18 protein-coding genes and 2 pseudogenes are annotated in these 25,989 nt (G+C 42.5%); 1 reads left to right on the forward strand and 19 read right to left on the reverse strand.

Going from position 1 to position 25,989, the window contains the following annotated elements; translation table 11 throughout:
* Positions 1 to 61: 61 nt before the first annotated feature.
* From zwf to groES, 16 genes and pseudogenes are all read right to left on the reverse strand, one after another.
* The gene (gene zwf / locus LC20001_RS09770) at positions 62 to 1,564 is read right to left on the reverse strand and encodes a glucose-6-phosphate dehydrogenase (RefSeq protein ID WP_010010668.1); all 1,503 of its coding nucleotides are present in this window, start codon (positions 1,562 to 1,564) and stop codon (positions 62 to 64) included.
* A gap of 128 nt (positions 1,565 to 1,692) precedes the next feature.
* A complete protein-coding gene (gene adhE / locus LC20001_RS09775) occupies positions 1,693 to 4,314 on the reverse strand; it encodes a bifunctional acetaldehyde-CoA/alcohol dehydrogenase (RefSeq protein ID WP_010010669.1) in 2,622 nt (873 codons plus the stop codon).
* A gap of 380 nt (positions 4,315 to 4,694) precedes the next feature.
* A pseudogene (gene ltrA / locus LC20001_RS09780) lies at positions 4,695 to 6,078 on the reverse strand (group II intron reverse transcriptase/maturase).
* A gap of 488 nt (positions 6,079 to 6,566) precedes the next feature.
* Complete coding sequence (yajC, locus tag LC20001_RS09785; protein WP_003678499.1) at positions 6,567 to 6,998, reverse strand: preprotein translocase subunit YajC; 432 nt, start codon at positions 6,996 to 6,998, stop codon at positions 6,567 to 6,569.
* Between the two features lie 76 nt (positions 6,999 to 7,074).
* Entirely contained in the window at positions 7,075 to 8,217 is a 1,143-nt protein-coding gene (tgt, locus tag LC20001_RS09790; RefSeq protein ID WP_003678498.1) for a tRNA guanosine(34) transglycosylase Tgt, read from the reverse strand.
* A 407-nt stretch (positions 8,218 to 8,624) separates the two neighbouring features.
* Positions 8,625 to 9,659, reverse strand: a complete 1,035-nt coding sequence (queA, locus tag LC20001_RS09795) for a tRNA preQ1(34) S-adenosylmethionine ribosyltransferase-isomerase QueA (protein ID WP_029508007.1) — start codon at positions 9,657 to 9,659, stop codon at positions 8,625 to 8,627.
* 54 nt (positions 9,660 to 9,713) lie between these two features.
* Entirely contained in the window at positions 9,714 to 10,733 is a 1,020-nt protein-coding gene (ruvB, locus tag LC20001_RS09800) for a Holliday junction branch migration DNA helicase RuvB (protein WP_010010673.1), read from the reverse strand.
* 33 nt (positions 10,734 to 10,766) lie between these two features.
* Positions 10,767 to 11,378 (reverse strand): Holliday junction branch migration protein RuvA, encoded by a 612-nt coding sequence (gene ruvA / locus LC20001_RS09805; RefSeq protein ID WP_010010674.1) that lies wholly within the window; start codon positions 11,376 to 11,378, stop codon positions 10,767 to 10,769.
* Between the two features lie 209 nt (positions 11,379 to 11,587).
* Entirely contained in the window at positions 11,588 to 12,157 is a 570-nt protein-coding gene (locus tag LC20001_RS09810; RefSeq protein WP_010010675.1) for a Maf family protein, read from the reverse strand.
* Positions 12,154 to 14,091 (reverse strand): DNA mismatch repair endonuclease MutL, encoded by a 1,938-nt coding sequence (mutL, locus tag LC20001_RS09815; RefSeq protein WP_010010677.1) that lies wholly within the window; start codon positions 14,089 to 14,091, stop codon positions 12,154 to 12,156. The genes LC20001_RS09810 and mutL overlap by 4 nt, the downstream gene beginning before the upstream one ends.
* 123 nt (positions 14,092 to 14,214) lie before the next feature.
* Complete coding sequence (mutS, locus tag LC20001_RS09820) at positions 14,215 to 16,860, reverse strand: DNA mismatch repair protein MutS (protein ID WP_010010678.1); 2,646 nt, start codon at positions 16,858 to 16,860, stop codon at positions 14,215 to 14,217.
* 211 nt (positions 16,861 to 17,071) lie between these two features.
* Complete coding sequence (locus LC20001_RS09825) at positions 17,072 to 17,437, reverse strand: YlbF family regulator (RefSeq protein WP_010010679.1); 366 nt, start codon at positions 17,435 to 17,437, stop codon at positions 17,072 to 17,074.
* Between the two features lie 20 nt (positions 17,438 to 17,457).
* Positions 17,458 to 18,267: a TIGR00282 family metallophosphoesterase gene (locus tag LC20001_RS09830; protein WP_003678490.1), complete on the reverse strand. Its 810-nt coding sequence runs from the start codon at positions 18,265 to 18,267 to the stop codon at positions 17,458 to 17,460.
* Positions 18,268 to 18,366: 99 nt separating this feature from the next.
* The gene (locus LC20001_RS09835; RefSeq protein ID WP_010010680.1) at positions 18,367 to 20,193 is read right to left on the reverse strand and encodes an APC family permease; all 1,827 of its coding nucleotides are present in this window, start codon (positions 20,191 to 20,193) and stop codon (positions 18,367 to 18,369) included.
* A 257-nt stretch (positions 20,194 to 20,450) separates the two neighbouring features.
* A complete protein-coding gene (gene groL, locus LC20001_RS09840) occupies positions 20,451 to 22,091 on the reverse strand; it encodes a chaperonin GroEL (protein ID WP_003678487.1) in 1,641 nt (546 codons plus the stop codon).
* A gap of 181 nt (positions 22,092 to 22,272) precedes the next feature.
* Positions 22,273 to 22,557, reverse strand: a complete 285-nt coding sequence (gene groES / locus LC20001_RS09845) for a co-chaperone GroES (RefSeq protein ID WP_010010682.1) — start codon at positions 22,555 to 22,557, stop codon at positions 22,273 to 22,275.
* Between the two features lie 188 nt (positions 22,558 to 22,745).
* Between groES and LC20001_RS09850 the strand changes: the two genes are divergently transcribed.
* Positions 22,746 to 23,381, forward strand: coding sequence for a CPBP family intramembrane glutamic endopeptidase (locus LC20001_RS09850; RefSeq protein WP_010010683.1), 636 nt, complete (start codon positions 22,746 to 22,748; stop codon positions 23,379 to 23,381).
* A gap of 93 nt (positions 23,382 to 23,474) precedes the next feature.
* On the opposite strand, the pseudogene LC20001_RS09855 reads toward LC20001_RS09850, so the two are convergent.
* The 3 genes and pseudogenes from LC20001_RS09855 to LC20001_RS09865 all read right to left on the reverse strand — a co-directional run bounded on the left by LC20001_RS09855 (position 23,475) and on the right by LC20001_RS09865 (position 25,987).
* Positions 23,475 to 24,246 (reverse strand): annotated as a pseudogene (locus LC20001_RS09855) (IS30 family transposase).
* Between the two features lie 675 nt (positions 24,247 to 24,921).
* Complete coding sequence (locus tag LC20001_RS14685; RefSeq protein ID WP_010010686.1) at positions 24,922 to 25,515, reverse strand: collagen-like protein; 594 nt, start codon at positions 25,513 to 25,515, stop codon at positions 24,922 to 24,924.
* A gap of 4 nt (positions 25,516 to 25,519) precedes the next feature.
* Positions 25,520 to 25,987: a hypothetical protein gene (locus LC20001_RS09865; protein ID WP_010010687.1), complete on the reverse strand. Its 468-nt coding sequence runs from the start codon at positions 25,985 to 25,987 to the stop codon at positions 25,520 to 25,522.
* Between the last annotated feature and the right edge of the window lie 2 nt (positions 25,988 to 25,989).

The following is a 25,989-nucleotide window of genomic DNA, read 5'->3' on the forward strand; positions in this document are numbered from 1 at the left end:
AGACTAGCAAAGCTAGCCACAGATAACAAAAAAGCCAGAGCTTTCACTCTAGCCTAAAAATTTATTCTTTTGGTAATGCCTGTGTCGGATCATAGATCCAATGCCGTCCTTCACGCGCTAATAACTCAGTCGCGGCTTCTGGACCCATGGAACCACTAGCATAATTAGGAAAATCAGTTGGGGTTGTTTCTGCCCAAACTTGTTCAATCACATCAGCGAATTTCCACGTCTGTGAAAGTTCATCCCAATGGGTAAAGTTGGTCGAGTCACCATTGAGCGCATCTAGTAGTAAACGTTCGTAAGCTTCCGGACTGTTACCGGCAGCCGCAGCACTATGCCGAAAATCAAGATCAACTGGTCGCGTTTCGAAGCCTTGGCCTAAACGCTTAGCATTAACTCGTAACCCGAAACCTTCAGTGGGTTCAACATAAATGGTTAGTACATTATCGCCTAGCTTATCATCATCACTGACCGTTTTGAAAATATTCATCGGTAATTGTTTGAAGACAATGTCAACCCGGGTCGCTTTTTTAGCCAAACGTTTCCCCGTCCGCACATAAAACGGCACGCCAGCCCAACGATAGTTTTCGAATTCCATTTTGCCTGCAACATAGGTCTCAGTTTTCGAATCAGAAGCCACTTGTTCGGCTTCACGATAACCTTCTAAACGCGTACCATCAATCGTCGCCGGACCATACTGACCGCGAACAAAGTTACGACGTGCTTCTTCCGGCGTATCAATATGCAAACTGCGCAGAACTTTGATTTTTTCATGGCGAATATCCGTGGCTGAAAACGAAACTGGTGGTTCCATCGCCAACAAAGTGGCAATCTGTGAAATATGATTTTGGACCATATCGCGCATTGCACCCGCAGTTTCGTAATATCCAGCCCGCTCCTCAACACCTAAAGCTTCACTTAATGTGATCTGAATATTGTCGATATAACGATTATTCCATAGGGATTCAATAATATTATTACCGAAACGAATTGCTGAAATATTCTGTACCATTTCCTTACCTAAGTAATGATCAATTCGGTAAATCTGATCTTCAGCAAAAGACGCCCGGATCTGTTCATTTAATTCTTCCGCACTTTGGTAATCATGGCCAAATGGTTTTTCAATGATCAGGCGGTTAAAACCATCTTCAGTTAAAATTTGTTCTGACTTTAGATGTTTTGCAATTGTGCCGAAAAAGTTAGGCGACATTGCCATGTAATAGATTCGATTATCTTGTAATTCATACTTTTGATCAAGCTTTTTAGCTAGCTCTTCCAAGACCACATAATGTTCCGCATTAGTCACATCATGAGATTGATAGTAAAAGTGACTAGCAAAGGCAGCGACCTGTTCGTCAGTTGCCTGCAGATCACTTAAAGACTCCGTCACGATCTGATGATAATAATCATCAGTCCATGGTCGCCGTGCAGTGCCAATCACCGCAAAATGTTGATCTAAATAGCCCTTCTGATAAAGTCGAAATAGCGATGGGTATAATTTGCGCCGCGCTAAATCACCAGAACCGCCAAAAATAATAAATAAAGCTACTTTTTCGTTTTGCATGCCTGACACCACTTCCGTTATTTTTTAACTCTAACTAATTGTACCTATTCACTTCGGTAACAGCAAGTCAAGTAGCTGAAAAATTTCTACACAAAAAAGTAGCCAACAAATGGCTACTTTTTAATGGCTTATTTAGTTTCGACACCTTGACCATCCCATTCACGAATTAAAATCTCTTTCAATTCACTGATCAATGGTTCTTTCGGATTGGCTGGTGTGCATTGATCCTCAAACGCCAACTCAGCTAACTTATCCACACTACGATCAAAGTGCGCTTTGTCGACCCGGTTGTCCTTTAAATTCAAGGTAACATCAACGGAATGTGCTAAATCGATAAAGGCTTGCACTAAGGCTTCCTTCAATTCTTCATCAGTATTACCCTTTAAGCCAAGATAGCGGGCAATATCCGCATAATCTTGTAATGCTGTGAAGTGTGAATACTTAGGCCACATGGCGATCTTAGTTGGTACCGTTGCATTATAACGAACAACTTGGGGGTACGTGATTGCAATCGCCAATCCGTGTGGTAAATCAAATTCCCCACCTAACTTGTGCGCAATAGAATGGTTAATGCCTAAGTAGGCACTGGCAAAAGCCATCCCCGCCATAGTTGCCGCATCATGCATCTTTTGTCGTGCTTCGCGATTACCATCATAGGAAGCTTTCAGGTTATTAAAAGCCAATTTCAAAGCTTGCAACGCCCAGCCGCGGGTATATTCAGAAGACATCACGGAAACGTAAGCTTCAGTTGCATGAGTGATTGCATCCAAGCCAGTCCAAGCAGTTGTCCGCTTAGGTACCGTTTCAACAAATTGTGAATCAACAATTGCGATATCTGGTTGCATTGCATAATCAGTGATCGGATATTTGACGTGCGTCTTTGAATCCGTGATAACTGCATATGGCGTTACTTCAGAACCAGTCCCAGAAGTCGTTGGAATCCCAATATATTTTGCTTTGTTCGGTACTGGTACCCGGTAAGTCCGTTTACGGATATCCAAGAATTTCTGCTTAGCACCGAAGAAGGAAGTTTCTGGATGTTCGTACATCAACCACATAAACTTCGCGGCATCCATTGCGGAACCACCGCCTAAAGCAATGATCGTATCTGGTTTAAAGGCATCCATCCGTGCCACACCCTTGTAAACCGTGTCGGTTGAAGGGTTAGGTTCAACATCAGAGAAAATATCGATCTCAACTTGGTTGGTCCGTTTACGTAAAACATCAAGTACGCGATCAGAGTAACCGAACTCAACCATCCCAGGATCACAAACTAAGAAAACACGTTTAATGCCTTCCATGTGTTCCAAGTAGCGTACTGAGTTGCGTTCGAAGTACACTTTTGGGGGTAACTTTACCCACTGCATGTTGTTGCGCCGTTTGGCAACCGTTTTAATATTGATCAAATCCATATCCGAAACATTATGCGAAATCGAGTTCTTCCCGTATGAGCCTGTCCCTAAGGTCAATGATGGCGTCATATTATTGTAGATATTCCCGATCCCACCAAGCGCTGATGGCGAGTTAACTAAGATCCGGCAAGCTAACATATCCATGCCAAATTGTTTAACTAATTCATCGTCACGTGTATGGATCGAAGCAGTATGGCCTAAGCCACCGAATTCCAATAATTCTTTTGCCCGAGCAAAGGCAGCTTCATGGTCCTTAACCTTATATAGGGACAAAACAGGTGATAATTTTTCACGTGATAGTGGGTACTTAGGACCGACGCCATCAATCTCAGCAATCAAGACTTTAGTATCCTTAGGTACATCGATACCCGCTAATTGTGCGATTTGATAAGCTGATTTACCCGCAATCGGGCCTTTAACACCGCCGCGTTTTTCATCAAACATTGCTTCGCCCAATGCCTTTAATTCAGACTTCTTAACGAAGTAACAATTCCAATATTTAAATTCAGCCTTAACTTCAGCATAGATATCTTGGTCAACAATGGCACTATTTTCGGAAGCACAAACCATCCCATTATCAAAAGTCTTCGATAACACAATATCATTAACGGCTTGCTTGACATCAGCTGTTTTTTCGATGTAAGCTGGACCATTACCAGGACCTACCCCTAAAGCTGGGTTACCACTTGAATAAGCAGCTTTGACCATGCCAGGACCACCAGTTGCCAAAATCGTGGCGATATCCTCATGATGCATCAAGGCACCAGTTGCTTCAATACTTGGGTCAGCGATCCATTGAATACAATCGGCAGGTGCACCGGCTTCAATTGCTGCATCCAAAAGAATTTGTGCAGTACGTACACAAGCTTGTTGTGCTTGGGGATGGAAACCAAAAATGATCGTATTCCGGCCTTTAAGTGAGATCAAAGATTTAAAGACAACCGTTGAAGTTGGATTTGTGACTGGTGTGACCCCAGCAACAACCCCTAAAGGTTCAGCAATTTTGATGATCTGTTCTTCATCATCGTCATCGATCACCCCAACCGTTTTGTCATGACGAATGCTGTTCCAAACATATTCACTGGCGTAAATATTTTTGATGGCTTTATCTTCAACAATCCCACGATGAGTCTCTTCAACGGCCATTTTAGCCAGTTCCATATGGTGATCTAGGGCAGCTAAAGCCATCGCCTCACAGATGGCATCCACTTTTTCTTGTGTAAAAGTAGACATAGTTGCTAATGCTGCTTGCGATTTTTTAACCAGACCATCAATTGTCTTTTCGACAGAAACGCTTTTATCTTCAGTCTTGTTCTCAGTTTTTGTTTGTTTTAGCATAACACATTTCTCCATTTCTCAGGTTGAATTAGTTGTTATCTATTTCACAAATTGATGATACTACAAATTTTAAAAATTGTAAAGCATTTTCCTGTTAAATAAAAAAGTTGATTTTAAGCGCTTTCAATGTTGCCAATTATAGCCTTTCCTGAAAAATTAAACTGATTTCCATGAAATCTTTTTGTGAATTTAATAACAATTAATCGATAAATCCAATTAAACTTACCTAACTTGGTCGGCAAACAACCAAATACGCATATCTACTTTTTACCATGGGCACCGGAAACGGCGCAACTTAAATAATCGAGTAGGAGGTAATTGTAAGTTACCGTCCTCTCACACCACCGTACGTACGGTTCCGTATACGGCGGTTCAATAATTTAAGCACTCTGAATTTGCTGGAGCGTCTGACTCAAGTTAATGAGTCCACGACGTTCCAGCTCTTTGTTAGTTAGGGTACGGCACAGCGTTTTACTATGCGCTGTCCGCCAGTACCCTTTACGCGTGTTAGCGGATAGCTTAGCTTCATCTTTCGTAAATCCTAATCCGCTCAAGTTGTTCTCTCTAGTTTTGGCTTTCTTCCATTGTTTCCAAATGTACTGGCGAATACGTGACCGCAGCCACGCATCTAATTCCGTGATGAACCGCTTCATTCTACCCAAGCTGTAATACTGCAACCAACCGCGCATCTTTTGACGAATCTCTGCCATTATTTGGTCTTCGGATACACCACGATTACGCTTAGTCAGCCGCCTCAATGCTTGTTTAACTCGCTGCTTCGCTGACCACACCGGATAGGGAAAAGCCCTGCCTTTAGTGTGGCCCAACGTAAACCCTAAGAACTTCATTCTGTTGGTGGCGACCACTTGTGTCTTTTCCTGATTGAGCGTGAGTTTTAACTCATGCTCGAGAAAACGAGTCACACTAGCGAGGACTCGTTGGCCCGCGCGTGGACTTTTAACAAAGATATTGCAGTCATCGGCGTAACGGACAAATTCATGACCGCGCCTAGCTAGTTCTTGGTCGAATTCGTTGAGATAAATATTCGCTAACAGTGGCGAGATCGGCCCGCCTTGCGGTGTGCCTTTCTCACTGCGTTCAAACAATTGCCCATTCATGGTGCCACTAGTCAGAAAACGGCGAATGAGCCGTAGTATCCAGCGGTCACTAATTCGCTGCTTGAGAAACTTCATAAGCATGTCATGATTAACCGTATCGAAGTAGGCCTTCAAATCCAGATCAACCACATAGTGATAACCCGCATTATCTAGCTTGAACGACCTGTTGAACTGCGTCATGTGCACTGCGTTGGGGTCGAAAACCAAAACTATTGTTGGCGAAGATCTGTTCATATATCGGCGAAAGGACCTGGGCCACGGCCTGCTGGACTAGCCGGTCGATCACGGTCGGAATGCCAAGCTTACGCGTTCCACCGTTGGGCTTTGGAATTGAGACTTGCTTGACTGGTGCCGGTTTATAAGTCCCATTGGCCAATTCTGCGAGTAATTCTTCGCGATGTACTTTCAGGTACGGTTTCAATTCATCAACGGTCATACCGTCAACTCCGGCCGCCCCTTTGTTCCTGACCACACGTTGATAAGCCAAATTCAGGTTGTTGCGGGCCAAAACTAATGCTTGAAACTGAGTGCCACTCATCTTTTCTCCTTCACCGGAGGCGATACTACGCGCCCCAGTTTGTCTTTGGTCTTCCAGACCTATCATCCGCTGGCGGTCAGCTTGTTCTGTTTTCTGCGATTTTCGCATCGTCTTCACTTCCAGTCGCAATATGAGTTATTATTGTTTGGTCCTTCATGGTTACCCACTACTATGACCTCGGCTGACTCCTGTACACTTAACCAGCCATTTCTGACTTGCTTTGAACTCATATTTCCTTGTCATTTGGGTATTCCCTAAGAAAATCAGGATTGTGTGTACAGGTCTCCCCGGGTAAGAACGTCAACTTTCGTACCATGTCACCGTCAGCTTTACTGTCGTAACTTCGGGTAGTATCGGACTTCAGTGTGTTTGGCCACCTTATCCAGTTACTTCCGGCCTTATAGCTGCTTCTTGTTCATCGGTGCAGTACTTTGCTCATCAGGCTTCCTTCAGTCTTCACCTCACGATAAAGGCCTTGCCTTTGGCTAGCGGTTCCGACTACTACGGCCCGCAGTGGACTTTCACCACCTAGTTGACGCCCATGCCGGGCGCACCAAAAAAACACGGACAAAAATTGTCCGCGCTTAGGTACCACATTATTTTTCAGTTTTATCGTCAGCAGCTGATTGATCAGTTGCCGCGCTATCATCAATATGGTTCGCTTCAGCTGATGATTCAACGCCAGAATCAGACGTAACATCACTTTCGTTGCTAGTTGGTGCAGCTGGTGTTGTCGTTTTCTTATCGACACGCCCAATTGCCCGTAGATCAAAGGTTAAATAAACTCCTTCAATATCCAATTCAACGGTTTGTGCTTGCTTGTCGATGCTGTTGATCACGCCATGCAAACCACCAATGGTAACGACAGAATCGCCTTTACCCATGCCGCCCATCATTTCTTTTTTCTTCTCTTGTGCTTTACGTTGTGGCCGGATCATCATGAAGTACATTAACCCGAACAAAACAACGATCATTAAAATCGAAGTTAACCCACTACCATTAGCAGCAGCCAGTACTAAATCATTCATTTAAATAGACACCTCAATCATTAATATAAACTACCTTACAAGCGTAACAGACTTATCTTAAGACTTCCAGCAAAAACTAGAAATTACGGGCATTTTTTTGATTAAAACCATAACTTTCAAAAAAGGCTTCGCGGAATTCTAACAGATTATCATCCATAATTGCTTGCCGCACTTGTTGCATTAGATGTAATAAGAAATACAGATTATGATAACTGGTCAAATGAATGCCAAAAATTTCGTCGGCTTTGATCAAATGCCGAATATACGCACGACTATAATTACGGCACGCATAACAATCACAATTATCATCTAGTGGGCCAAAATCATGAGCGTATTTAGCATTTTTGACAACTAAACGACCATGACTCGTCATCACGGTACCGTTACGCGCAATTCGTGTTGGTAAGACGCAATCAAACATATCGATCCCGCGAATCGCACCATCGATCAACGCATCAGCTGAACCAACTCCCATCAAGTAACGGGGTTTATTTTCTGGCAAAAGTGGTGTCGTAAAATCAAGTACATGGTTCATTTCTGCCTTTGATTCACCAACTGACAAGCCACCGATCGAATAACCAGGAAAATCAAGACTGACTAGATCACGCGCACTTTGTTCCCGTAAGTCTTTGAAGCCAGCCCCTTGGACGATACCAAACAAGCCTTGCGTTGCCGGATTACGGTGCGCTTTCAGACCACGTTCGGCCCAACGGCTAGTCCGCGCCACCGACTTCTTCACATAGTCATAACTTTCGAAAAATGGTGGACATTCATCTAAGCTCATCATGATATCAGGACCGAGATCATTTTCAATCTGCATCGCTTTTTCTGGTGATAAAAACATTTTAGCCCCATTCAAATGGTTTTTAAAATGAACGCCCTCTTCAGTAATATCACGCATTTTAGCTAGTGAAAAAACCTGAAAACCACCAGAATCAGTCAAAATCCCTTTGTCCCAGTTCATGAACTTATGCAGGCCGCCAGCTTCTTTAACGATTTCTTCGCCTGGGCGTAACCACATATGATAAGTGTTAGCCAAAATAATATTGGCCCCCATCTTATCTAATTCTTCCGGTGCCATCGTTTTAACTGAGGCATTGGTGCCAACCGGCATGAACATCGGTGTCGGGAAAGTGCCGTGTGGCGTAATGATCTCACCTAGGCGCGCGCCGGTGTGCTTTTCCTTTTTGATCAAGTGATACTTAATTGCAGGTTCCATGAAATGCTCCTTACTTGGTATTTATGTTTGGTTCATCGTTTAAAAGATAACTGTCATATTTTAACACGCTCGGCAAAAAGCGCAAGTCAGCTGTTGTTGGACTTAAGTAGACATTGTTTTGTAAGCGCTTGTAATTTATGGTAAAATATACTTGTGGTGTGTGACTCACATAAGTTCTAACGTTATCGCTGATAAAATCTATTCCCTACTTTCGAATAAATGATTGTTTAAGTATTTCTCCATTAGCTTGTGATGTTTTCGCGTGTTTGATGTTCGATAGATTTAAGTTTTAACTTGCGTAACGATATTTTTGTGACACCCCGCGTAATTTAATTACGTTTAACAAAAATCTTATGTGAGTACACACTATATAAAAAAGGACGAGCATATGCCCGTCCTTTTTTATATTATTTAATAAACATCGCGTCGCCAAAACTAAAGAAACGATAACGTTCGTCAATTGCATGTTGATAAGCATTTAAAATGTTATCCCGCCCGGTAAAGGCAGCAACTAACATCACTAAGGTTGATTTTGGTAAATGGAAATTAGTGATGAAAGCATCAACAACTTGCCACTGATAACCTGGCTTAATAAAAATGTCCGTCCAACCACTATCGGGCTTGATCTCACCATTAAACTTAGTCCCAATCGTTTCCAATGTCCGAATTGAAGTTGTCCCAGTGGCAATGATCCGACCACCGTTTTTACGCACTTCGTTCAATTCATCAGCCGCTTCTGGTGTGAGCCGATAGAATTCACTATGCATCTTATGATCATCAATATCATCTTCGTCAACTGGCCGGAATGTCCCCAAACCAACATGTAATGTTAAGTAAATTAACTTTACACCTTTAGCTTCAGCTTTAGCTAATAGTTCCTTGGTCCAATGCAAACCTGCCGTTGGTGCTGCTGCTGAGCCATTTTCCTTAGCATAGACAGTTTGATACATTTCTGGATCATCCAATTTTTCTTTGATGTAAGGTGGTAATGGTGTTTCGCCTAATTGTTCCAAAATTTCCATAAAAATACCGTCATAATGGAATTCAATCATCCGACCACCATGTTCTAGTTCTTCAGTCACTGTGGCTTTTAATTGCCCATCACCAAAGACAACTTCTGTACCGACTTTAGCGCGCCGGGCTGGCTTCATTAAGGTTTCCCATTTGTCGCCTTCAGTATTATTTAATAATAAAACTTCTTCATGACCACCAGTGTCAGGCTTAACCCCGTACAAACGCGCCGGCATCACGCGCGTATTATTCATCACGACTGCATCACCGGCATGTAATTCATCCAAGATATCGTAGAAATGCTTATCTTGCAATGCGCCAGTTTTGTGATCTAAAATCAACATCCGCGAAGCATCACGCTCTTTTAGCGGTGTTTGTGCAATTAATTCGTGTGGTAAATCATAATCAAAATCTGATAAAGACAATCCCATTTTTGGTCAGGTTCCTTTCTACTTCACAATAGGTAGATCAATTAGCCAAGTGCGCTAATTGGTCTTTGATTTTTGTTCAAACGGTATTCCTAAATGAGCGTATGCTTGGGGCGTTACGACACGACCACGCGGTGTTCGTTTAAGGAAGCCAATTTGTAATAAGTAAGGTTCGTACATTTCTTCGATTGTATCGGTCTCTTCACCGACATTGGCGGCAATCGTACTTAAACCAACTGGACCGCCATTATAATAGTCGATCATTGCTCGTAATAATTTTTGATCAACATAATCTAAGCCGCGACCATCAACTTGTAGTAACTTTAATGCCTTTTCAACGATCGGTAAATCAATTGCTGATTGGTCGGCTACTTGAGCAAAATCACGAATTCGCTTCAGTAAGCGATTAGCCACCCGGGGCGTTCCCCGCGAACGCCGGGCAATTTCATGCGCCCCTTCAGTGACGATGGTTGTATCAAAAATTGCTGCTGAACGTTCAACAATATCGGTTAGATCTTGCTCATTGTAATAAGCCATATGCGCCACGATACCGAAACGATCACGTAATGGTGCTGACAATAAACCAGCACGTGTCGTCGCACCAATTAAAGTAAATGGTGGCAACGGAAAATGCACCGGATGTGCTGTCGGTCCTTGACCAATCACAATGTCAACGAAAAAGTCCTCCATTGCTGAGTAAAGCATTTCCTCAACGATTTTCGGTAAACGATGAATTTCATCGATAAATAATACATCGCCCGGCTGCAACTCGTTTAAAATTGCCACTAAATCACCAGGACGTTCAATTGCTGGTCCACTGGTCGTTCGAATATTGACCTGCAATTCATTAGCGATCACCATTGCTAACGTCGTTTTACCTAGACCTGGTGGCCCATAAAGTAACACATGATCTAGCGACTCTTCACGCTTTTGCGCAGCAGTGATATAAACTCGCAATTCGTTTTTGACCTTATCTTGACCAATATATTGGCGCAAATACTGTGGTCGCAACGATTTCTCCATACCGGCTTCACCTGCATCTGCCGTTTCAGGTGAAATTACACGATCATCTGCCATTAATACACCTCCCACCAAGTAAAAAATTATCTTTTAACGCTTCATCAATAGGCGCAAGGCTTCACTTAAATAAGCATCTGTACTATCTGCATTAAATTCCTTCAACGCTGGTCTGATCCGCTTGATTTCAGTTTCCTTATAACCTAAGGCTTGCAAGGCAGCTAAGCTTTCGTTCAAATAATCATTGCCGTCATCTGCCGGTAATTCAATTTGCTGTTGGCCGACCAGAGCATCAGTTGTTGCAAGATCGCCTAGCTTGCCTTTAAGATCCAACGCAATCTGCTGTGCCGTTTTCTTACCAACACCTGGGAATTTAGTTAAATAACCAATATCGTCATTTTGAATGGCATTGATCAACCCAGCATGGTCGTTGTTTGCTAGAATTGCTAGTGCTGATTTAGGCCCAATGCCAGAAACTTTTAGTAGTTTTTCGAATAGCTGTTTTTCGGCTAAGCTGGTAAACCCAAATAAAGTCATATCATTATCCCGAATAGCTTGAAAAACATAAACTTTCTGCATTTCTGTTGGTGATACTTGCAAACGAAACGGATTTGCTAACTGTAACTTATAACCAACACCAGCCACTTCCAGCACAATATAAAACGGACTAACGTAGGTCACTAAACCTACTAAGTATTCATACATCTCTTTCACGACTCCAAATCATTTCAAATGAGTACATCTGTTCGTATTGTACCATACTTGGTCGCAGCCAGTTGCAGAAAATACTGTTACCACGAACGATCTCAACAAAAATAGATTATACCACTACCATGGATTTACGCGCAGAAAAAAATAAGCTTGAACTAGTTATAGCCAGTTCAAGCTTATTTAGTCAGCGAACTAACGATCAGTTAATCCAAAAATAATTCATCGCCAGCCAAAAGCTCGCTGACGACCGTGATCGGTAAACCCATCACGTTATAATAATCACCAGTAATTGCCTTGATCAATAAACCACCGTAGCCTTGAATACCATAGGCTCCCGCTTTATCGCGATATTCATCAGTTGATAAATATCGTTCAATTTGATGAGCTGTCAGTGACAAAAAAGTAACATCTGTTCGCACTACCCGCTGCTGAATTGCTTGCTGAGGGCGTTTTAACCATACCGCAGTATAGACTTGATGCGTTTGACCCTGTAATAAATTTAGTGTTGCTCGTGCCGCTGCTAATGACTTTGGCTTACCAAAAATTTGCTCGCGAAAACTGACAACTGTATCTGCACTTAAAACGGTTGCCGTAGGATATTGTGCTGATATCGCATTACCTTTACGTGCTGCTAATGTTTGCACATGTTGTGCTGGCGCTAGCGGTTCGGTAATATGTTCGGAAACCCGCGCAGGTATACTTTCAAAATGAGTCGTAATTCGCCGCAACAATTCCTGCCGGCGTGGTGAACTGGATGCGAGAATCAAACTCATGCCATTTCCCCCCGTAAACTTGTATGACTTTCTTGAATCCGGCGGAACATTTTCTCCAGATCTTTACCACTGAAATGAACCAACACTGGCCGTCCATGGGGGCAATTAAATGGATTTTCACATTCAGGCAAGCGCTGTAACAAAGCCTTAGCTTGTTGATCATCTAAATGGTGATTAGCTTTGATCGCACGTTTACAACTCATCATGATTGCCGTTTGTTCGCGAAACTTAGCAACAGTAATTTTTTGATCATTAAGAATATAATCGATCATTTCACGAATCGTATCCTCTTCCTGACCAGCTTTAAACCAAGTTGGATGACTGCGTACCACAAAACTATTCTGACCAAAAGCTTCCAAGTTCAAACCGAGTTGTTGCAACAAGTCCGTACGGTCACGTAACCGAATAGCATCACTAGCTGGATAATCTAGCACTAGTGGTACCAATAAGCTTTGTTGATCCGTGCTGACTTTACCAATCTCCTGACGATAATATTCATAGTTGACTCGCTCTTGGGCAGCATGTTGATCAACGATATAAAAACCATCTTCACCCTGTGCTAGCAAATAGGTACCGTGCATTTGACCGATATAATCCAAATGAGGAAAACGTTCAACCGCTGGAGCTGGTTGTGCTAATGGTGTCACTGCAGCGGCTGCGCCTAAGGCTGGACCAACCTGTTCATGCTGATACTTAGCATCCCAAGCCGCAAGATCAGCCTGATCAGCAAAGTTAGTGACCGTCTCTTCAGTGGTCGCAATTGCTGGTTCACTGGCTAATTGTTCAGCAATTTGTGCCGCTGATTCTGGTTCAGCTGCCGAGCTTGCTTCAGGTGTCGTTGAATAAGTTTGGGGCCATTTTGTACTAGCCGCATTTAATGCCATTTGTAGCTGATCAGCTTTTTTTTGCTTACTTGAGTTTAAGTTCTCGTTGGCGTCCGGAATCAGGTTTTCACTGGCGATCCGCGCGTAAATCGTTTTGCGGATCAACTCACCCAGTTCATCTTCCTTACTTAATCGCACCTCTTGTTTGGCTGGATGAACATTGACATCCACCAGTAGTGGATCCATCTCAATTGCCAATACGATCAACGGAAAACGACCTACCATTAATTTAGACCCATACCCAGCAATAATTGCCTTAGTTAATTGAAAATTTTTAATATAGCGACCATTGATCATTACTGTGATGTAGCGCCGTGATGAACGCGTTAGTTCTGGCAAAGACACAAATCCATGCAACCGAAAATCAAGATCTTCAGCGCTAATTGCCAGCATTTTTTTGGCGTTATTGACCCCGTAAATTCCGGCGATCGTTTGTTGTAATTGCCCATTACCCGCAGTACGGACCAAGATGTTACCATCGTGGCTTAAGGAAAAAGCAACCTCGGGATGACTTAAAGCTAACCGATTAACAATATCACCAATATTCGCCAATTCCGTATTCGGTGATTTAATATACTTCAGCCGCGCGGGTGTATTGAAGAATAAATCACTAACGGTCACAGTGGTGCCCTGACGAACGGCACTCGACTCTTCCTCAACCAGCTTACCGCCACGAAAATGAACGCGTCGGCCCACTTCTTCGCCAGTAGAAGTTTCTAGAATCATATCAGAAACGGACGCAATACTAGGTAACGCTTCACCCCGGAAACCTAATGAACGAACTTTAAATAAATCTGCCCGATCATGGATCTTGCTGGTGGCGTGGCGTTTAAAGGCATTTAAAACATCCTCAGCCGCAATACCGTCGCCGTTATCGATTACCTGGATCTGTTTTAATCCAGCTTCCGCAACGACAATGTCAATTTGGGTACTATGTGCATCCAATGCGTTTTCAACTAACTCTTTCACGACGGAAGCTGGCCGCTCGATTACTTCACCAGCCGCAATCTGGTTAGCCAATACTTCAGCTAGTTCATGAATCTTTGCCATCACTTTAACTCCCTTCTGCTCCGCAATTAAGTTGCTGATAGTCCGACCAGCCTCACTTCAATCAAGCCAAAACGTACTTCTCGCTTTTGTGAGCAACGTACTTTTTAACCTCCGTTAAACGACTTATAACCGCTTTTGCCACTTGTATAGCGTATTCATGACATCCATCGGCGTCATGCTCATTAAATTCAATTCTTTAAGTTCGTCTAACACTTTAAGTTCTGACTTAGAAACGTTACTTTCTTGATAATCAAATAAAGCGAGTTGTTCATCCGTTTCATCAGGTGCTGGCGTTTCAGCAACTTGTTCTACCGGTGTTGCCGCACTTGCTGGTGTTTTTTCCGATACTTTTTCCGTTAAAGTTGGCGTTTCAACTGTTGCTGCCTGACTTTGCGTCTCTAGACCAGCTAAAATCGTTGTTGCGCGTGTCAACAAACTATCCGGTAAGCCGGCCAACTTCGCTACATGGATCCCATAAGACTTATCAGCGGCACCAGCCATCATTTTATGCAAAAAGACCAACGTGCCATTCTCTTCTACCGCCCCAACGTGTACATTACGTAAATGAGGTAAATCAGTATCTAAAGCCGTTAATTCATGGTAGTGAGTCGAGAATAATGTTTTAGCGTGGACGTGATCATGTAAATACTCAATAATAGCTTGCGCTAAAGCCATGCCATCATAAGTTGCAGTCCCACGACCAATTTCATCAAACAAAATCAGACTATTTTCCGTCGCGTGCGCTAGCGCAGTGTTAGATTCCATCATTTCGACCATAAAAGTACTCTGACCGGAAATCAAATCATCTGCCGCACCAATGCGAGTAAAAATTTGGTCAAAAATCGGCAAGGTCGCTTTAGTCGCAGGAATAAAGCAACCAATCTGTGCCATGATCACAGTTAATGCCAATTGCCGCATATAGGTACTTTTCCCTGACATATTGGGTCCAGTGATCAAAAGGATCGTATTGTCAGCATCCATCGTCACATCATTGGGAATATACTTCTGCTCACCCAGAACTTTTTCAACCACTGGATGACGCCCAGCCACAATCTCCAAATCATGCGCTTTCGTCAATGTCGGCCGCACGTAATGATACGTCTCACTAACCACTGCAAAACTTTGTAACACGTCTAAGGCCGCAACTCCTTTGGCTAAGCGTTGCAACCGATGGATCTGCTGCTTAACTTGCTCGCGAACTGCAGTAAACAAGTCATATTCTAAAGCCGTTGATTTTTCTTGTGCTTCTAAGATCAGCGTTTCTTTTTCCTTTAATTCCGGCGTACTGAAACGCTCAGCATTAGTCAAAGTTTGCTTACGCTCATAGCGATCCTCAGGTAAAGCGGCTAAATTGGCTTTAGTGACTTCGATGTAATAACCAAAAACACGGTTAAAGCCAATTTTTAACGTGTGAATACCCGTTGCTGCACGTTCCTTTGCCTGCAATTCAGCGATCCACTGCTTACCGTTTTTCATCGCATCCCGATAATCATCTAGTTGCTGATTATAATGTGGTTTGATCACATTACCATCCTTGATCGACAATGGCGGTTCATCATTGATTGCGCGATCGATCAGATCAGCTACGTCGCTAACGGGATCTAAGTGATCGATCACATCATCAAACGTACCATCATTAATATCCGTCAAGATCGCTTTCAACTTGGGGATTTGTAATAGCGAAGTCTTTAGCTGAATCAAATCGCGGCCGTTAACATTACCAAAAGCAACCCGCCCTGCCAAGCGTTCCAAATCATACACTTTAGTCAGTTCATCTTGCAAGCTGGAACGCTCAAAGAAATGATCCATTAAGCTAGCAACTTTGTCTTGACGCTGTTTGATCTGCGTGGCGTTGATCAACGGACGATCTAACCATTGCTTCAACAGGCGACCACCCATAGCCGTTTTAGTTGCGTCCAATAACCATAATAAGGTTCCGCTACGTTGGCCAGTTCGAATTGAAGTCGTCAGCTCCAGATTATTTTTGGCGTAATGATCCATTTTTAAGAATTCAGAAGGCTCATATTCTTCCGCTACCTGTAAGTGTGCCAGGCTGCGCTTCTGCGTGACCGTCAGGTACATTAATAACTGTTCAACGACTTTGACCTCGGTTAAATCAGCCAAGCCCTGCGTCACAAATGATAATTCAGCCCGCGGATCAACTTGATCCTGGTAAGAGATCAAAACACCTAACTTAGTTAAATTGGTTAAGATTTGTGGTGTCACCTCGTGGTTAGCCACTAATTCCTTAGTCCGTAAGCTCATCACTTCATTGACCACAGCGTCAGCACCGGCTAAGCGACTGACCTTTAATTCACCTGTGGATAAATCAGTGTAGGCAAAACCATACTGATCCTTTTTAGTTTCAACCAAAGCGGTCAAATAGTTATTACTTTTAGCGGTGGCCGCTTTTTGTTCCATGATTGTCCCCGGCGTAACCAGTTGAATCACTTCACGTTTAACCATGCCTACAGCAGTTCGCGGATCTTCTACTTGCTCACAAATAGCGACCTTATAGCCCTTATCAACTAAAATATCGATATAATTTTGTGCCGCATGGTGCGGTACACCACACATTGGAATCGGATCCGTGGCACTTTTATTGCGTGCCGTCAAAGTTAATTCCAATAATTGGGCACCTTTGATTGCATCGTCATAAAACAACTCGTAAAAATCACCGATCCGGTAAAATAAAAACGCATCAGGATAGTCTTTCTTGATTGCGTTATATTGAGCCATCATCGGTGTTTCTTTAGTTTTTTGTGGCACGTTCAACTTCTTCCTTTCTACTTCACTTTTAAGGTAAATTCTTGTACCAAGAATTTCTGATGTTGCGGACGATGTCCATTCTTGTGGCAAAAACGTGCCGCAAGAAACATGGCTCTACTTCACTTTTAAGGTTAATTCTTGTACCAAGAATTTCTGATGTTACGGACGATGTCCATTCTTGTGGCAAAAACGTGCCGCAGACAGCAAGAAACTACTTCTTGATCAATTGATCAACTTGTCGTTGTAACTCGTCAGTAACCATCTCTAAGGTTGCATTCGCATCAAATAACGCATTACGATAAGCAATGGTTAAGGGATGTTCATCCAAGGCCTTTTTTAACTGATCAGCCTGCTTTTTAGCCTGTGCAGCCGCCTTGGGTTTATCATAATGTGCATCATTAACGATCGATTTTTGTGCTTGCTCTAAGTCCTGCTGCAATTGATTCAAGGTTTGATTATGCTTGACTTGACGTTCAATTGTTTGATAACGCTGCACCGTTTCATCGTTTTTTAGTAAGGCACACAATTTAGCCAATACAGCCTGGCTGTGTGCATCTAGCCGCGACTCAATTGCCATATCCTCACCTTTTTTCAAAATTACGCATTAAAGTCAAACGGATTATCGGCATTAATGACGATTGGTTCAATTTTCTTGGCGTGACCTGTCGTTTCATCTAGATCAATGAAACAGCCACCCAATACGCCACGACCGTCTTCTTTAACTTCATAACGAGTTGGTAGCTGTGTCAAAAAGCGTTCAATACTTTTTGCTGGCTTAACGCCAAGAATTGCATCATAAGCACCAGTCATTCCGGCATCGGTCAAATAAGCAGTTCCTTGTGGTAAAATTCGCGCATCGTTAGTCTGTACATGTGTATGAGTTCCAACGATTGCTGACACTTGACCATCCAAGTACCAACCCATTGCTTCTTTTTCCGCAGTTGTTTCAGCATGAAAATCTATAAAAACCAGATCCGTTTGTTGGTGGATCTCAGTCAATAATTCATCAGCCTTATAAAATGGATTATCTAGCGACTGCGCCATTAACGCGTTGCCTTGTAAATTGATCACCGCTAGTTTTAATTGATTGACCTGAACATAAACGTAACCTAAACCAGGGGTCGTTGCCACCGGAAAATTAGCCGGACGCACCAATTTTTTTGCTGAATCAATAAAATCAAAAATATCCCGGTTATCCCAAACGTGGTTGCCCATGGTGATCACATCAGCCCCGGCTTGCAAAAATTCCTTGTAGATCTTACCAGTGATACCACGCCCGCCGGCTGCATTTTCACCGTTAACGATCGTGACTTGAGGCCGATACCGCCCCTTTAATTGTGGCAAATAAGTGGCGATCATTTCGCGCCCCCGTGAACCCATAACGTCCCCAACAAATAAAATCCGCATGTGACTCCTCTTTTCCAGAAAGTTAGCTATATTGTACCATTTTTCCGCAATCGTACCAAAAAAGGTTGTTGTGACAAAGTGGCCACACCAACCCTTTATTTATTTCTTCAAGTGATAACTATAAGTTGCCAAAATAATGTTCTCCCGCGTTGCTAAAGCAGCACGCAACCGGAAACTCGTTTGATTATGCAAAATATTCTGCCATGGCTTCTTCGGTACAAATTGAGGGACCAAAATCGTCGTCGTATAGTTCCGTTCCTTAGCGTTTTTAGCAATGATGTCGGCAAAGCGCAATACTGGCCGCGCAATCGAACGATACGATGAATGAATATCGACAAACCGAATATCAGGGAAATCAGCCTTAAATTCAGATTCAGTTTCCCGTTCTTTGCCAGGATTTTCATCCATCGAAACGTGCATTGCAATGACATAATCTCCGATCGAACGGGCATAATTCAATGCGCCGGCAGTAACCTGAGTTACGTTACTGACCAATACAATAACCGTACTCCCATCGTAATCATGAAAATTAACGGCTTCGATCAAGCGCAGTTGTGCCGCCACTTTTTTGTAGTGATCATGAATTTTATAGAAGATAAAGATCATGATCGGCATGATAATAAAGTATGGCCAAACCCCGCTCATATGATACATCAGTAAGAAGACAAAGATGGCAAGGGAGATCAACGCCCCAGTAAAGTTAGCGATACTTCGACCAACCCAACCTTTTGGACGTTCATGCCACCATTTACGGATCATCCCACTTTGTGAAAGCGTGAATGGAACGAATACACCAGTTGCATACAACGGAATCAACCGTTCAGTACTACCGTTAAAAATAAAGATCAAAATGATCGACCCAACCGCTAAAGTCAGGATCCCATTTGAATAGCCTAAGCGATCACCACGATCCATATACATATGAGGCATGAATTTATCTTTAGCCAAGTTATAAGCCAAAATTGGAAATGCCGAAAAACCGGTATTAGCCGCCAAGGCCAAAATTAAGGCAGTGGAGAACTGCAGAATATAATAAACCGTTCCCTTGCCAAAGATATGTTGGCCTAATTGTGCTAAAATAGTGACTTTTTGTTGCGGTAGTATACCAAAATACCAACTTAAAAAGGTAATTCCAGCAAAGAAGAAACCTAAAAGTAGGCCCACAATTGCCAAAGTTTCGGCCGCATTTTTAGCCTTGGGCTTCTTGAAAAATGGAACAGCATTACTGATGGCTTCAACCCCAGTCAATGAAGAAGAACCGGAAGAAAAAGCTCGTAAAATCAAACCAACCGTTACCCCAGGTACGGCGGCACCGACCAATGAAGTAGCGTGGAATGAACGTGCGCCAGTGGCAATTTCCACCAAACCAGTCACAATCATGATTGTCAGCATAATGACAAAAAGATAGACTGGCACCATTAGAAATGAAGCCGAATCGCGTAAGCCACGCAAATTCATCGCAGTAATAAAAACAACGATCAAAATCGCAATCCCCACTTGATGACCATATAACGCCGGAATTGCGGAGGTGATGGCTTCTGTACCTGATGATACCGAAACTGCCACAGTCAGCATGTAATCGACCAATAATGAGCCTCCAGCGATCAGACCAGGATACATCCCCAGATTTTCGCTAGAAACAACGTACGCCCCACCACCCTGTGGATAGGCATGGATAATTTGGCGATAAGATAAAATCAACGACAATAACAAGATCAGAACAAAGGCAGCGATCGGCAATGAATACCACATGGCTGCTGCGGATAACACGACTAACGCCGTGATAATTTGTTCTGGCCCATAAGCAACAGATGACAATGCATCTGACGATAATAGTGCCAACGCTTTTAATTTACCAAGCTGTTGACCACCTTCATCGGAGGATTTAAGCGGTTTACCGATGAAGAAACGTTTTAACTGCTGCATGATAAAATACTCCTTTTCGTGAGTACGCAAAAACACACCTGTTTTCCACGTTTACGCCTAGCTGTGCAACAACCAGACAGCTCACGACTCCAAATCATTTTATTTCTTTATTTAATTACGACAGAAGTCATTTTACGCCATTTGCGCAGATGATTCTACCTAAATCTAAAATATGTCAAAAAAGTTGTTTTGTTTCTTAAATATGTAAAAAAGAACGCCCAACTTAATGAGCGTCCCTTAAAATCGATTCAATTGGCTTACATCATGCCGCCCATACCTGGGGCCATGCCTGCACCGGGTGCGCCAGCGCCAGCATCGTTACTTTGTGGTTCAGGCTTGTCAGCAACAACAGCTTCAGTTGTTAATAACAAGGAAGAAACAGAAGCAGCGTTTTGCAAAGCTGAACGAGTAACCTTAGTTGGGTCAATGATCCCAGCGTCGATCATGTTTTCCCATTTGCCATTAGCTGCGTTGTAGCCAACTTCTGGATCTAATGACTTCATGTGTTCAACAATAACGGAACCTTCAACACCGGCATTTTCAGCGATTTGACGAACTGGCTCTTCCAAAGCACGTAAAACAATGTTGATACCAGTTTGAACGTCGCCTTCTTCTTCAAGCTTAGCAACGGCCTTGATTACATTGATCAAGGCAGTACCACCACCAGCAACGTAGCCTTCTTCAACGGCAGCACGTGTTGCGTTTAAGGCATCTTCAATGCGGTATTTTTGTTCTTTTAGTTCAGTTTCAGTTGCTGCACCAACACGAACAACGGCCACGCCACCAGCTAATTTAGCTAAGCGTTCTTGTAATTTTTCACGGTCGAAGTCAGAAGTTGTGTCCGCAATTTGTGCTTTAATTTCAGCAACACGTTGTGCGATCGTGTCTTTGTTACCAGCACCTTCAACAATTGTTGTATTGTCTTTAGTAACGGTCACTTTACCAGCTTGGCCTAATTGACTGATATCAGTATCTTTCAATTCAAGACCTAAGTCAGCTGTGATCACAGTTGCACCAGTCAAAGTAGCAATATCTTCCAATTGTGCCTTACGACGATCGCCAAAGCCAGGCGCTTTAACTGCAACTACATTAAATGTTCCACGGATCTTGTTCAAAACAAGAGTTGGTAAGGCTTCACCGTCTACATCGTCGGCGATGATCAACAATGCTTTACCTTGTTCTACGATCTTTTGTAGTAATGGTAAAACTTCTTGAATGTTAGAGATCTTCTTGTCCGTTACTAAGATGTATGGATTGTCCAGATCAGCTTCCATCTTGTCATTGTCAGTAACCATGTATTGTGACAAATAACCACGATCGAATTGCATCCCTTCAACAACGTCTAAAGAAGTATCGATTCCTTTAGATTCTTCAATTGTGATGACACCGTCGTTGCCAACTTTTTCCATAGCATCAGCAATTAATTTACCAACTTCTTGGTTAGCTGAAGAAACAGCCGCGATTTGAGCAATATCACCTTTACCGTTAACTTTATGCGAAATCTTGTGTAATTCATCAACGGCAGCCTTAGTTGCTTTTTCGATCCCGTCACGGATACCAACTGGGTTAGCACCGGCAGTGACGTTCTTCATACCTTCGCGAACGATTGCTTGGGTCAAAACAGTGGCAGTGGTCGTCCCATCACCAGCGTTATCGTTAGTTTTTGAAGCAACTTCAGAAACTAATTTAGCACCCATGTTTTCGAAATGATCTTCTAATTCGATATCTTTAGCAATTGTAACCCCGTCGTTAGTGATGGTTGGTGAACCGTAAGATTTTTCCAAAACAACGTTACGGCCTTTAGGTCCTAAAGTTGTTTTAACAGTGTTTGCCAACTTATCAACACCACGGAGCATAGCAGAACGTGCGTCTTCAGAGAATTTTAATTCTTTAGCCATTTTAATATTTCACCTCATAAATTGATTTTTTTAGAGAGAGTGTTAAATCAGGTGTTAAAGTTTTGAGCATTTGGCTAGTTTGGCGAATTGACTGCACAGCAGGCAATTTGACAAACGTAGCAAAGCGGAAAAACTTGCCTGATTTCACACGTTTACGCTAATCTAGAACAATATCGCTAAATTAGTCGACGATAGCAATTAGATCTTTTTCATGTAAAACAAGATAATCATTGCCTTCGTAGCTGACGTTAGTCCCAGCATACTTATCAAACATAACTGTATCGTCAACTTTAACGGTTAATGGTTGAACGTCGCCATGATGATTAGCCACTCCTGGGCCAGCGGCAACAACTTTACCAGTCGTTGGTTTTTCTTTAGCATTTGATGCTAAGACAATACCGCCAACGGTTTTTTCTTCTTCATCTGCAACTGCTACAATGACACGATCGCCTAATGGTTTTAACACGTGTAATCCCTCCGTTTTACATTTAATCAATTTTTAGCACTCTTAGCAGTTAAGTGCTAATCACAATATTCATAATACCATGTTCGTTTGGGAATGCAAGTTTTATGTTCAAAAAATACTGACGGCTTTTCTTTTAGCGTAAAAAACGCTACTCTAATAACAAGTTGATTTTTATAAAGGAGCCCGCTATGTCACTTAAGAAAAACGTTGTTACAACACTGATTACTTACTTGATCATCTACCTACTACCGACTGTTCTAAATTTATTTTTACATTTAGGCAGCCATATTTATTTGATTCAAACGATCGATTACATTATTGGTGCGATTTTACTCAGTTACTACTATTGGCGCACCAAGGAACGTCCCCTGATCGAGACAAAGGCCGACAAAGGCTATCAAATTCTTTGGTGGGGAGTGCTAGGTTTCATTGCCGCTTTAGCTGCACAGATCCTAGCTAATTATATTGACACTTTTTTGTTTCATTCTGTACCCAACTCAGCAAACACAACAACGATCTTAACGATCATCAAAAGCTATCCGGTTTATCTTTTGGCGACGATCATTGCCGCACCGATCATGGAAGAGCTGGTTTTTCGCCGGACGATCTTCGGTTCACTCGTCCCCTTCACAGGTAAAGTTGGTGCTGCCCTGATCGCCAGTGTCATGTTTGCCATGGCACACAACGATGGTCACTTGCTGGTTTACACCGCAATTGGCTTGGTCTTCTGCTACCTTTACCAAAAAACTGGCCGGATTCAGACTTCGATCATCAGCCACATGTTAATGAATGCGGTGGTGATTGGCATTAGTCTATGGCGCTAAACTTAAAACAGCCTTAATTCCAAGTGCTTGAAAGTCAAAATAGCTTTCAAGCACTTTTTTTATGGTTCGAATGCTTTTTTACAACTTGAATTGTCAAATTAAGTGCAATTTTTGATTATGATAGATCTCATATGGTGTTTTCCAGTTTAAACATTTTCGTGGCCTTTTATTCAGCCGATCAACGAATTCTAAAATGACGGTATCCGAAATTGGATCCACTGGCTGAGTTTTTCTTAGCTGCTTTATGCATTATTAAGTATCTTGAACAACGGTCAACCATTGTGACCACACAAGATCTGCCAGTTTTGCCAGCTACAGTATCCAGCTCCCAGTGGCCAATCTGAGTCCGCTTATTGGCAGACTCAGGTCGTTCTTGGAGTGTATGCGATATAGGAATCTTCCCGCGACGTTCCTCATAACCTTTTTTATGGCGCGATTTACCATGATGTCTAAGCTTTCTGATCACCCCTCTGGCACCTCGTGATGAAAGCTTCTGATCAAATAAACCGGAGTAGATGCCACGATAAATCGTGGTGTAGCTGATCTGAAATGATGAGGTCTCTAATTTTAAGCGTGCGGCAATTTCTTCTGGTGACCATTGTAGATCCAAGAATAAATGCCGGATTAATTGAAGCAATTGGTGATCAGAAAGTAACGACCGGCGCCCACAATGAGATTTTTGAGCCTCGTAGCGCTCTTGAGCAACAGAAGGTGAATATGCCGATCTATTTCGCGATAACTCACGGCTAACTGTCGACGTTGCTCGACCAATTGTTTGGGCAATTGAAGTCAGTGAAGCCTGATTATTATGCATCAGGAATATCGTTTCGCGTTCACTCATGGTAAGATGTTTGTATGGGCTCATGATTATGTGCTCCCTTCGATGGTTGTCTTCGCAAACACCATTTTACAGGGATTCATATCATGAGTCTCTTTTGTTGCACTTAAAGTATAAATTCAAGAAATAAAAAAGCCCTCAAAAATCATAAAATAAGTCGCAGCCAAAAGACACGAGATAAGTTTATGATTCTGAGAACTTTTTATTTAGTCTAAAAAGACAGTATACGCTATATTAAAGGCGTTCGTTCAATTCTTTACCAAGTTCTTCAAAGCCAGGTTTGCCTAGCAATGCGAACATGTTCTTCTTGTTATCTAAGTAATTTTATTACTTTTCAAGCATCTTCAGATATTTCAAAAAGCCTTTGCTACGCGTTTTTAATCATTTCATCTATTTCATGCTAAAATTTATTTACTGATTTATCGTATACTTTGTCGTATACCCTAATTTCATGTTAGATCAGTAATTTTTTCAAAAACCTACTATATTAATAAGCCAGAGATTGTCCAGAATAAATCCAGTTAGCATTTGTAATTCCATTACGACTGGCAAGCGCAACGGTCAATCTAAAAAATATTTGGAACTTGGAACAACGCACTAAAAGCGGCCAATTTAAAAATAAATAAAATTATTTTTTTGCAATAAAAAAAAGACCTACCCCGCAAGGGATAGGCCAATTTGTTTAATCGATAGCATTTAATTTTAATTAGTAGGCTCAGTGTAAATTAGCTGACCGGCGGCATTAATCGCAAAGGTACCAACTTTGGCATCTTTACCAGCAGCCCCCGTTGCACCCGTATCACCTTTGTCACCTTTAATTCCTTGTGGGCCAATAGCTCCGGTATCACCTTTAACACCTTGAGGACCAGTCGGACCAGTAGCACCGGTCGCACCTGTGTCACCTTTAGGTCCTTGAATACCTTGTGGACCTTGATCACCCTTAATACCTTGAGCACCTGATAGATCATCAAGATAGACGTATTTCGAGCCGTCCCACGTATACATTTTAGAATTATCCACGTCATTAGTATTTGTGGTGGCAATCAAAACAAAGTCGCCATCATCTAGCCCAGCACCATTTGACGATGTCATTTGAGCAACGCTGCCATAAGTCTTTTTGATCTCAAAATTCTTGCCAGTAGGGCCTTGGACGCCCTGAATACCTTGATCACCCTTAGCCCCGTCTTTGCCTTTCAGCGAAGCTAACCATTGGACTTGAGTACCACTAAAACCATTAACGACTGCGACCTCATAAGCTGATTGACCAGTAACACGTCCTAAATTAATATCTGTCATATTATCACTCCGTTTCTTTTGTGCTGGTGCTGTAAATCAAATCACCAGTATCATCAATTCTAAAATTTCCTGCTACGCCATTACTTGCTGCTTTATCTGCGATTTTTTGCATTTGCTGATAAAGATCAGTTAAACTGATTACTTTGACCATGTTGCCTTCAACGCCATTTAAAGCATAACCAACATAAAAGTAGAGATAACCAGCCGAGGGGTAAATCGCCCGCGCCGCACCGTTGACTAACCAAACCTCTAGTCGATAGCGTCCGGCTGGTAGTTCTGCTGCAGGTGTGATGATTATGCGGTTATCGGCTAGCTCATACTTAAGCTGCTTAACATCACCATCATCGTTAGCTGCAATGACCGATAAATCACCAACTAGTCCAGTTGGTAAACCGTCATCAAATAATGTGAGCGTCATAGTGCTGGTATCAGTCTCCTTGCTTGAGTAATCAGTCACTTTTAACTCTCGCAAAT

The organism is Loigolactobacillus coryniformis subsp. coryniformis KCTC 3167 = DSM 20001 (genome assembly GCF_002706425.1).
In the GTDB taxonomy this organism is placed as follows: Bacteria; Bacillota; Bacilli; order Lactobacillales; family Lactobacillaceae; genus Loigolactobacillus; species Loigolactobacillus coryniformis.

Excerpts from the sequence above, each read along its gene's own strand:
- LC20001_RS14685 (WP_010010686.1), bottom strand. The coding sequence starts at position 25,515 with ATGACAGATATTAATTTAGGACGTGTTACTGGTCAATCAGCTTATGAG.
- LC20001_RS09850 (WP_010010683.1), top strand. The coding sequence starts at position 22,746 with ATGTCACTTAAGAAAAACGTTGTTACAACACTGATTACTTACTTGATC.
- LC20001_RS09810 (WP_010010675.1), bottom strand. The coding sequence starts at position 12,157 with ATGAGTTTGATTCTCGCATCCAGTTCACCACGCCGGCAGGAATTGTTG.
- mutL (WP_010010677.1), bottom strand. The coding sequence starts at position 14,091 with ATGGCAAAGATTCATGAACTAGCTGAAGTATTGGCTAACCAGATTGCG.
- adhE (WP_010010669.1), bottom strand. The coding sequence starts at position 4,314 with ATGCTAAAACAAACAAAAACTGAGAACAAGACTGAAGATAAAAGCGTT.
- LC20001_RS09835 (WP_010010680.1), bottom strand. The coding sequence starts at position 20,193 with ATGCAGCAGTTAAAACGTTTCTTCATCGGTAAACCGCTTAAATCCTCC.
- groL (WP_003678487.1), bottom strand. The coding sequence starts at position 22,091 with ATGGCTAAAGAATTAAAATTCTCTGAAGACGCACGTTCTGCTATGCTC.
- LC20001_RS09830 (WP_003678490.1), bottom strand. The coding sequence starts at position 18,267 with ATGCGGATTTTATTTGTTGGGGACGTTATGGGTTCACGGGGGCGCGAA.
- zwf (WP_010010668.1), bottom strand. The coding sequence starts at position 1,564 with ATGCAAAACGAAAAAGTAGCTTTATTTATTATTTTTGGCGGTTCTGGT.
- yajC (WP_003678499.1), bottom strand. The coding sequence starts at position 6,998 with ATGAATGATTTAGTACTGGCTGCTGCTAATGGTAGTGGGTTAACTTCG.
- ruvA (WP_010010674.1), bottom strand. The coding sequence starts at position 11,378 with ATGTATGAATACTTAGTAGGTTTAGTGACCTACGTTAGTCCGTTTTAT.
- tgt (WP_003678498.1), bottom strand. The coding sequence starts at position 8,217 with ATGGAACCTGCAATTAAGTATCACTTGATCAAAAAGGAAAAGCACACC.
- queA (WP_029508007.1), bottom strand. The coding sequence starts at position 9,659 with ATGGGATTGTCTTTATCAGATTTTGATTATGATTTACCACACGAATTA.
- LC20001_RS09825 (WP_010010679.1), bottom strand. The coding sequence starts at position 17,437 with ATGGCAATTGAGTCGCGGCTAGATGCACACAGCCAGGCTGTATTGGCT.
- ruvB (WP_010010673.1), bottom strand. The coding sequence starts at position 10,733 with ATGGCAGATGATCGTGTAATTTCACCTGAAACGGCAGATGCAGGTGAA.